The sequence below is a fragment of the Mesorhizobium sp. B3-2-1 genome (assembly GCF_006439515.1).
Taxonomy (GTDB): Bacteria; Pseudomonadota; Alphaproteobacteria; order Rhizobiales; family Rhizobiaceae; genus Mesorhizobium.
Genome location: NZ_VFTI01000013.1, coordinates 152,013 through 160,467 on the forward strand (window position 1 = coordinate 152,013; position 8,455 = coordinate 160,467).

Consider the following 8,455-nt stretch of genomic DNA (forward strand, 5'->3'; position numbering starts at 1 on the left):
AATGGCAGGTTCAATCCCAGTCAAAGCCACTTCTTCCATTTGAAGAATGCAATCAGTCCGACAACGATGGCAGCCATGAACAGCAGCGACAAGGGATAGCCGTAGTACGCCTTCAACTCCGGCATGTTCCACGGCGAACTCGCGGGGTCGAAGTTCATGCCCCAGATGCCGACCAGGAAGGTGAGCGGCATGAAGATGACCGAGACGATGGTGAGATAGGAGATGACGTCGTTGGTGCGGGCCTGGCTCAGCGACAGGTGCATTTCGATCAGGCCGGTCAGCATGTCGCGCTGGGTCTCGACCAACTCGATCAGCCTGAGCGAATGGTCGAGCGTGTCGTTGAGGAAGACCTTGGTCTCGGCTCTGACATAGGACACGTCGTTGCGGATCAGCGTAGCCAGCGCATCGCGCATCGGCCACAGCACGCCTTTCAGGACATTGGCGTCGCGCCGCAATTCGTGCAGCTGCCGCATCTGGTGCTTGTGCGTCGAATGCAGCATCTCGTCCTCGATGCTGTCTACAAGGTCGCCGGTGGCCTCGATCGGCGGAAAATAGCTGTCGACGATGGCGTCGATCAGCGCGTAGGCGAGATAGTCGGCGCCGCGCGTGCGCAACCGGTTGGGCGCCGAACTCTCGATGCGCTTGCGCACGGGATTGAACGGATCGCCCTCGCGCTCCTGGAAGGTGACGACGAAGTTCTCGCCGAGGAAGAGAGCGATCTGTTCGTAGCGATGCGACGTGACATCGTCGATCATGCGCATGACTACGAAGGCATGATCCTCGAAGAAGTCGACCTTCGGCCGCTGGCCGGTGTTGACGACATCCTCCAGCGCCAGCGGATGCAGGCTGAAGATGCGGCCGATCTCCTCGATCAACTGGATGTTGGCGAGGCCTGTGCAGTCGAGCCAGATGACCGGCCATTTCCGGCAATTGGCCGCGACATCGTCGATGCTGGCATTCTCGATGGTCTTGACCTTCTGCGGCGAGATCAGGGTCAGCCGCAATTCGGAGCGCCGCGCCGCCGGGTCGGCGATCAACGTGCCCGGCGAGGCGCCGACAGGCGGCCGCCTCGTCTTCACCGGCGCGCGTTTCTTGACCGTGTCAGCCTTTGCCATGGAGCCCTCTGCCGCGATGTCGCACCGACACTAGATGAGTGGCATCACCCGGCAAAGACCCGCTTGGGCTTGAACATGCCTTGCTCGATGGCGCCGATGGCGACCAGCTTGCCGCGTGACGTCGCGCAGGCCTCTTCGGCCTCCACCGGCGCGTCACGGCCACGGATGATGACCGGATTGCCGAGGCGGATCTTTGTCGCCGCATCGTCGCTTATGGCGATCTGCGGCAGGCAGTCGAGAGCAGCCGAGGTGTCGACTAGGAGCGTGTCGATGGCGCCGAAGTCGATCGGCTTGGCCACCGCGTCAGCCGGGTCGGCTTCGTCGGCCGCTTCCAAATTCTCATCGCCAGTGGCGCCGAAGCGGGCGGCCTCGAGTTCGGCGATGGTGACGAAGTCGTCCGGCGTGAACGGCTCGACTTCGACCCGGCGCAGCTCGCTGATGTGGCCGAAGCAGCCGAGGTCGCGGCCCATGTCGCGGGCCAGCGAACGCACATAGGTGCCCTTGCCGCATTCGACTTCGAAAATCGTCTGGTCCGGCTTGTGCTCGACAATATCGAGCCGGCCGATCTCGATCTCGCGTGCGGGTATGTCGACCGTCTCGCCTTCGCGGGCGAGGTCGTAGGCGCGCTCACCCGCAATCTTGATGGCCGAGAATTGCGGCGGCGTCTGCATGATGACGCCGGTGTATTTCGGCAGCAGCGCCCGCACTTCGGCTTCCGCCGGACGCAGGTCGGAGCTCTTCGTCACCGGCCCTTCAAGATCGTCGGTGGAGCGCTCGTCGCCCCAGGCAACGGTGAAACGATAGACCTTGGCGCCGTCCTGCACGTAGGGCACGGTCTTGGTGGCCTCGCCGAGCGCGATCGGCAGCATGCCGGAGGCAAGAGGGTCCAGCGTGCCGGCGTGGCCGGCCTTTTCGGCCTGGAACAGCCATTTGATCTTGGAGACGGCCTCGGTTGAGCCCATGCCGACCGGCTTGTCCAGCACCACCCAGCCGGAGACTGGCCGGCCCTTCTTCTTGCCGCGACGCGCCATTATTCTTCTTCCTTGTTGTCGTCGCTATCCAGATCGCGCGCCACTTCGGGCGACTTCAAGAGGTCGTTGATCCTGGCGAAATTGTCGAAGGAGGTATCCAGCCGGAAGCGGAACTCCGGCATGTATTTCATCTGCCTGAGCGCGCCCGAGACACGGCCGCGCACGAACTTGGCATGCTTGTTCAGCGCCTCGATTACCGCGTCGGCATCCTTGGCGCCGAGCGGCGAAACAAAGGCGGTGGCGATCTTGAGATCGGGCGACATGCGCACTTCGGAGACCGAAACGACCGAGTTTTCAATCAACGGGTCGATGATCTCGCCGCGCTGCAAGGTTTCGGAGAGCGCATGACGCACCTGCTCGCCGACGCGCAGCATGCGCTGGGATGGGCTTGATGTCGTGGAACGGGGCATTGTTCTCAATCCTGAAAGCGTGAGGCGCGGGATAGGACCGTGCCGCATGTCTCAAACGGTCATTCTCAATAGCACTGGGGCGGCGGTCGTTCGACCGCCGCCCGATATCGACAAGCCACTCGAACTCAGAGCGTGCGGGTCACCATCTCGACGCGGAAGCACTCGATGACGTCGCCGACGCGCATGTCCTCGTAGTTCTGGAAGGCCATGCCGCACTCCTGGCCGCCGGGGACTTCCGAAACCTCGTCCTTGAAGCGCTTCAGGGTCTTCAGCGTGCCTTCGTGGATGACGACGTTGTCGCGGATCAGGCGCACGCCCGCGCCACGCTCGACCTTGCCTTCGGTGACACGGCAGCCGGCGATCTTGCCGACCTTGGTGATGTCGAAGATCTCGAGGATCTCGGCATTGCCGATGAAGGTCTCGCGACGCTCCGGCGACAGCAGGCCCGACAGAGCCGCTTTCACATCATCCACAAGGTTGTAGATGATCGAGTAGTAGCGGATTTCGATGCCAGCGGCCGCGGCCGCGGCACGCGCCTGCACATTGGCGCGCACGTTGAAGCCGATGATCGCCGCGCCGGACGTTTCCGCCAGCGAGACGTCGCTTTCGGTGATGGCGCCGGCGCCGGAATGGACGATGCGCGCACGCACTTCGTCCGTGCCGAGCTTGTCCAGGGCAGCATTGATCGCTTCGATCGAACCCTGCACGTCGCCCTTGATCACCAGCGGGAATTCCTTCAACCCGCTCGTCTGCAACTGCGACATCATCTGTTCGAGAGAGCCGCGCTGGCCGGCATGCCTGGCCACCGCCTTCTCGCGTGCCAGACGCTGGCGATATTCGGTGATCTCGCGGGCGCGGGCCTCGTTGTTGACCACGGCGAAGCGGTCGCCGGCCTGCGGGGTTCCCTGAAGGCCGAGCACCTCGACCGGCATTGCCGGCGGCGCTTCCTTGATCTGCTCGCCGCGATCGTTGACCAGCGCGCGCACACGGCCCCATTCGTTGCCGGCGACAAGGATGTCGCCCGGCATCAAGGTGCCGGTCTGCACCAGCACGGTGGCGACGGGACCACGACCCTTGTCGAGCTGCGCCTCGATGACGACGCCTTCGGCGGTGCGGTCGGGGTTGGCCTTGAGATCGAGGATTTCGGCCTGCAGCAGGATCGCTTCGAGCAACTTGTCGAGATTGGTGCCCTTGGTCGCCGACACCTCGACGTCCAGCACTTCACCGCCCATCGATTCGACGAACACCTCGTGGCGCAAGAGTTCCGAGCGCACCTTCTGCGGATCGGCATCATGCTTGTCGATCTTGTTGATCGCCACGATGATCGGAACGCCGGCCGCCTTGGCATGGCTGATCGATTCGATTGTCTGCGGCATGACGCTGTCGTCGGCGGCCACCACCAGGATGGCGATGTCGGTCGCCTGGGCGCCACGGGCGCGCATCGCCGTGAAGGCGGCGTGGCCGGGCGTGTCGATGAAGGTGATCTTCTGACCGTTCTTCTCGACCTGATAGGCGCCGATATGCTGGGTGATGCCGCCCGCCTCGCCGGAAACGACATTGGCGTTGCGGATGGCATCGAGCAGCGACGTCTTGCCGTGGTCGACGTGGCCCATGATGGTGACAACCGGCGGACGCGACACGAGGTCTTCCGGACGGTCGGCGATGTTGAACAGGCCTTCCTCGATGTCGGACTCGGCGACGCGGCGGACCGTGTGGCCGAATTCGGTGGCCACCAGTTCGGCCGTGTCGGCGTCGATGACGTCGCCCGGCTTCAGGATCTGGCCCTGCTTCATGAAGTACTTGACCAGGTCGACAGCACGCTCGGACATGCGCTGCGCCAGTTCCTGGATGGTGATGGTCTCGGGCAGGATCACTTCGCGCATGACCTTCTCGCGCGGCTCGTTGTGCATCGCGCGCTTGAATTTTTCCTGGCGGCGACGCATCGACGACAGCGAACGGGCCCGCGCATCCTCGTCGGACAACGCGGAATTCAGCGTCAGCTTGCCACGGCGGCGGTCTTCCTCGCTCTTGGTGGGCTTGGCCGGGCGCGCCACTTCGGGCGTGACCAGGCGGCGCACCGGCGCACCGGCGGTCGCCCGCTTCGGCTTGGCCTCTTCCTCCTCGTCGGCGGTCGCCAACTCAGCGGCTTGCGGCGCGCGACGGCGTGCCTCTTCCTCGGCGCGACGGCGCGATTCGGCCTCGGTCTGCAACCGTGCCTCTTCCTCGGCCTGGCGGCGCGCGGAGTCCTCGCGTTCGCGCTTGCGGCGCTCTTCGTCCTCGGCGCGGCGCTTGGCCTCTTCGGCGGCGCGCTGACGGTCTTCGACCTCGCGGACCTTCGAGCCCTCGAGCGCCCTGCGGCGCGCTTCCATTTCGCTGCGCGACAGTTCGTTCAGCACCATGCCGCTGCGCTCGACCGGAGGCGGCGGAGGCGGAGGCGCCTTGGGCGCTTCCTGCACGACGGGTGCCGCCACGACCGCCGGCTTCGGCGTGAAGACGGGCGCAGGCGGAGCCGCAGCCAGCTCCGGCTTGTCGCCGGGCAGCGAGAACTTGCGCTTCTTGGTCTCGACCACGACCGACTTGGTACGGCCGTGCGAGAAGTTCTGGCGCACAGTGCCCTGTTCCATGCCGGGGCGCTTCAGCGTCAAGGTCTTCTTCGGCGTAACACTCAACGTCTTGTCGTCGCCCGATTTCGTATCGTTCATTCCATATCCTCTGCAGCATCATCTTCGTCAGCAACGGCCGCAAGCATTGCAAGATCGTCCGGGGTTCCGCCCCGATATCGGTCGAGCGCAACCATGCGCTTCTGGACCGCCTTACCCGCGTCTCCCGCGAGGACGGCAGCATGTATCACATTTGTACCCCCCAATGCCAAGCTCAACTCGGCCTCGGAGAAAAGTTTGTAGGCAAGGATGGAAGGGCCGCCTATATGGACGGTCGCCCGCCGCGCCTGGCTGATCTTGCGTACGCCATCCTCGGACGCTTCGGTTGCGTGGAGCACGAAAAGCGCCAGCCCGCCGCGCACCGCGCTCTCGACCTTGGTAGCGCCGAGCGAAATCGCGCCTGCCTTGCGGGCAAGGCCCAGCATGCCCAGAGCGGATCTGGAGAGCAACCCGTCGACCATGCCGCCGAGATCGGCCGGCACGACCACCTGTGCCTTGAAGGCGCGGGCAAAAAGGTTCTTGGCCGCCGCCTTCTCGATATGTAGGCGGTCGGCACTCACCCAGCAACCACGGCCGGGCAGATTTCTCTTGAGATCGGGAACGACGGCCGAATCCGGACCGACGACGAACCGGATCAGTTCATCCGGTTCGGCCTGTTTTCGGGTGACGATGCAGGTGCGATCGTTCATCTCGTCCAAGGGCGGGTTGTGTGCGATGCGGTTTCACCTCACGCACCAACGGCTTCGTCAGCCGTTTCTTCGGCCGCAAGCTCGTCTTCTGTGATCCAGCCGGCCTTGAGGCGAGCGGCCAGAACCATCTGCTCGGCATCGGCGCGCGAAACGCCGTGATTGGCCAGCACGCCGGGATAGACCTTGGTCTCGCCGTCCTTGCGTTCCTTCCAGCCGGTGAGGTCGTCGGCGGCATAGCCGGCGAAATCCTCGATCGTCTTCACGCCGTCCTCGCCGAGCGTCACCATCATGGCGGTGGTGACGCCGGGAATTTCGCGCAGATCATCCGAAACGCCCAGCGCCTTGCGCTTCTCGTCATGCTCGGCTTCGATCTTCTCCAGATATTCGCGGGCGCGGGTCTGGATTTCAGAGGCGGTATCCTCATCGAAGCCGTCGATCGAGGCGATTTCGCCGGCATCGACATAGGCGACTTCCTCGACGCTGGTGAAGCCTTCGGAGGCCAGCACCTGGCCGACCATCTCGTCGACATCGAGGGCTTCCATGAACAGCGCGGAGCGCTCGACGAATTCCTTCTGACGGCGCTCGGATTCCTCGGCCTCGGTCAGGATGTCGATGTCCCACCCGGTGAGCTGCGAGGCAAGGCGCACATTCTGGCCGCGGCGGCCGATGGCCAGCGACAGCTGATCGTCGGGAACCACCACTTCGATGCGCTCCGCATCCTCGTCGAGCACGACCTTGGCGACTTCCGCCGGCTGCAGCGCGTTGACGATGAAGGAGGCGGCCGAAGGCGACCACGGAATGATGTCGATCTTCTCGCCCTGCAATTCGCCGACGACGGCCTGGACGCGGCTGCCGCGCATACCGACGCAGGCGCCGACCGGATCGATCGAGCTATCACGCGAGATGACGGCGATCTTGGCGCGCGAGCCCGGGTCACGGGCGACCGACTTGATCTCGATGATGCCGTCATAGATCTCCGGCACTTCCATGGTGAAGAGCTTGGCCATGAACTGCGGATGAGTACGCGACAGGAAGATCTGCGGACCGCGCTGCTCGCGACGCACATCGTAGACATAGGCGCGGACGCGATCGCCGTATTTGTAGTTTTCGCGCGGGATCAGCTCGTCGCGGCGGATGATCGCCTCGCCACGGCCGAGATCGACGATGACATTGCCATATTCGACGCGCTTGACGGTGCCGTTGACGATTTCACCGATGCGGTCCTTGTATTCGTCATACTGGCGGTCACGCTCGGCCTCGCGCACTTTCTGGACGATGACCTGCTTGGCCGACTGGGCGGCGATGCGGCCGAAATCCATCGGCGGCAGCTGTTCGGCGATGAAATCGCCAAGCTGGGCGTCGGGATTGCGCTCTCGGGCCGAGGAAATGGCGATCTGCGTGGCGTAGTCGTCGACTTTCTCGACCACTTCCATCAGCCGCTGCAGCTTCATCTCGCCGGTATTCGGGTTGATGTCGGCGCGGATGTTGGTCTCCTGGCCATAACGCGAACGCGCCGCCTTCTGGATCGCATCGGCCATGGCAGCGAGGACGATCGACTTGTCGATCGACTTTTCACGCGCGACCGCATCGGCAATCTGCAGCAGTTCAAGTCTGTTGGCGCTTACAACCATGTTCTTTCTCCCGAGCTTGTTCGCCGGACCTTTGCGCCCGGCAGCTCAATCAAATTTCCTGTTCGTGTTCTTCCGTGGCGTCCGGCTCCGCACCTTCGGACACATCGTCGTCCGGTTCACCGCGGCGTTTCTTGGCTTCCTTACGCGCCCGGTTGTCCTTCGACAACGCTTCGCGAATGAGGTCGTCGGTCAGGATCAGCCGGACATCGGCAATGGCATCGTAGGGCACGCGCACCGTCGGCTCCTCACCATAGGCCGCCTTGTCGCGCTCGATCAGCACGTCGTTCTCACCGGCCTCGGCGATCTTGCCCTTGAAGCGCTTGCGGTCAGCGACGACGACCGACGTCTCCATCTTCACCAGATGACCGGTCCAGGTCACGAAATCCGATTTGCGCACCAAGGGCCGATCGATACCGGGCGAGGAAACTTCGAGATGATACGCCTTTTCGATCGGATCATCGACATCGAGCGCCGGCGACACCGCGCGGCTGACCTCTTCGCAATCCTCGACGGTCATGGTGCCGTCCTCGCGCTCGGCCATGATCTGCAGCGTCAGCCCGTTCTGGCCGGACAGATGCACGCGCACGAGGCGAAAGCCGATGCCGCGCAGCACCGGCTGGACGATCAGCGCAATGCGCGCATCGATGCCGCTTTCGCGGATGATGCGGTCGTCACCTTCGCTTGCCGTTGCAGTCATCAATTGCCTGTCGTTCGTTTCGAACCTATCGGCAGGTAATAAAAAAGAGCGGGACCGGGTGGACCCACTCTTCGTCATACCGACCAAGAATTTGAGGTCGATATAAACGATCCGGGCTGGTGTTTCAAGTCCCAACCGGCCAAAAGCAGGGCTGCGAACTCGGGTTAACGCGCTTTGGGGATTGCGACTGATCTGATTCCATGGGGGTCCCATGATTCGGAG

At 63.6% G+C, this 8,455-nt stretch carries 7 protein-coding genes; all 7 read right to left on the minus strand.

Going from position 1 to position 8,455, the window contains the following annotated elements; translation table 11 throughout:
* Positions 1-20: 20 nt before the first annotated feature.
* Complete coding sequence (gene corA, locus FJW08_RS15825) at positions 21-1,115, minus strand: magnesium/cobalt transporter CorA (protein ID WP_140757878.1); 1,095 nt, start codon at positions 1,113-1,115, stop codon at positions 21-23.
* 44 nt (positions 1,116-1,159) lie between these two features.
* The gene (truB, locus tag FJW08_RS15830) at positions 1,160-2,146 is read right to left on the minus strand and encodes a tRNA pseudouridine(55) synthase TruB (protein WP_140757879.1); all 987 of its coding nucleotides are present in this window, start codon (positions 2,144-2,146) and stop codon (positions 1,160-1,162) included.
* Complete coding sequence (gene rbfA / locus FJW08_RS15835; protein ID WP_027142034.1) at positions 2,146-2,556, minus strand: 30S ribosome-binding factor RbfA; 411 nt, start codon at positions 2,554-2,556, stop codon at positions 2,146-2,148. The genes truB and rbfA overlap by 1 nt, the downstream gene beginning before the upstream one ends.
* A 125-nt stretch (positions 2,557-2,681) precedes the next feature.
* Positions 2,682-5,258, minus strand: coding sequence for a translation initiation factor IF-2 (infB, locus tag FJW08_RS15840; protein WP_140757880.1), 2,577 nt, complete (start codon positions 5,256-5,258; stop codon positions 2,682-2,684).
* Positions 5,255-5,905, minus strand: a complete 651-nt coding sequence (locus tag FJW08_RS15845; protein WP_140757881.1) for an RNA-binding protein — start codon at positions 5,903-5,905, stop codon at positions 5,255-5,257. Before FJW08_RS15845 ends, infB begins: the two co-directional genes overlap by 4 nt.
* 38 nt (positions 5,906-5,943) lie before the next feature.
* Positions 5,944-7,536 carry a transcription termination factor NusA gene (nusA, locus tag FJW08_RS15850; protein ID WP_140757882.1) on the minus strand — a complete coding sequence of 531 codons (1,593 nt, stop codon included), beginning with the start codon at positions 7,534-7,536 and terminating at the stop codon, positions 5,944-5,946.
* A gap of 49 nt (positions 7,537-7,585) precedes the next feature.
* Positions 7,586-8,233 (minus strand): ribosome maturation factor RimP, encoded by a 648-nt coding sequence (rimP, locus tag FJW08_RS15855; RefSeq protein WP_140757883.1) that lies wholly within the window; start codon positions 8,231-8,233, stop codon positions 7,586-7,588.
* Positions 8,234-8,455 lie beyond the last annotated feature (222 nt).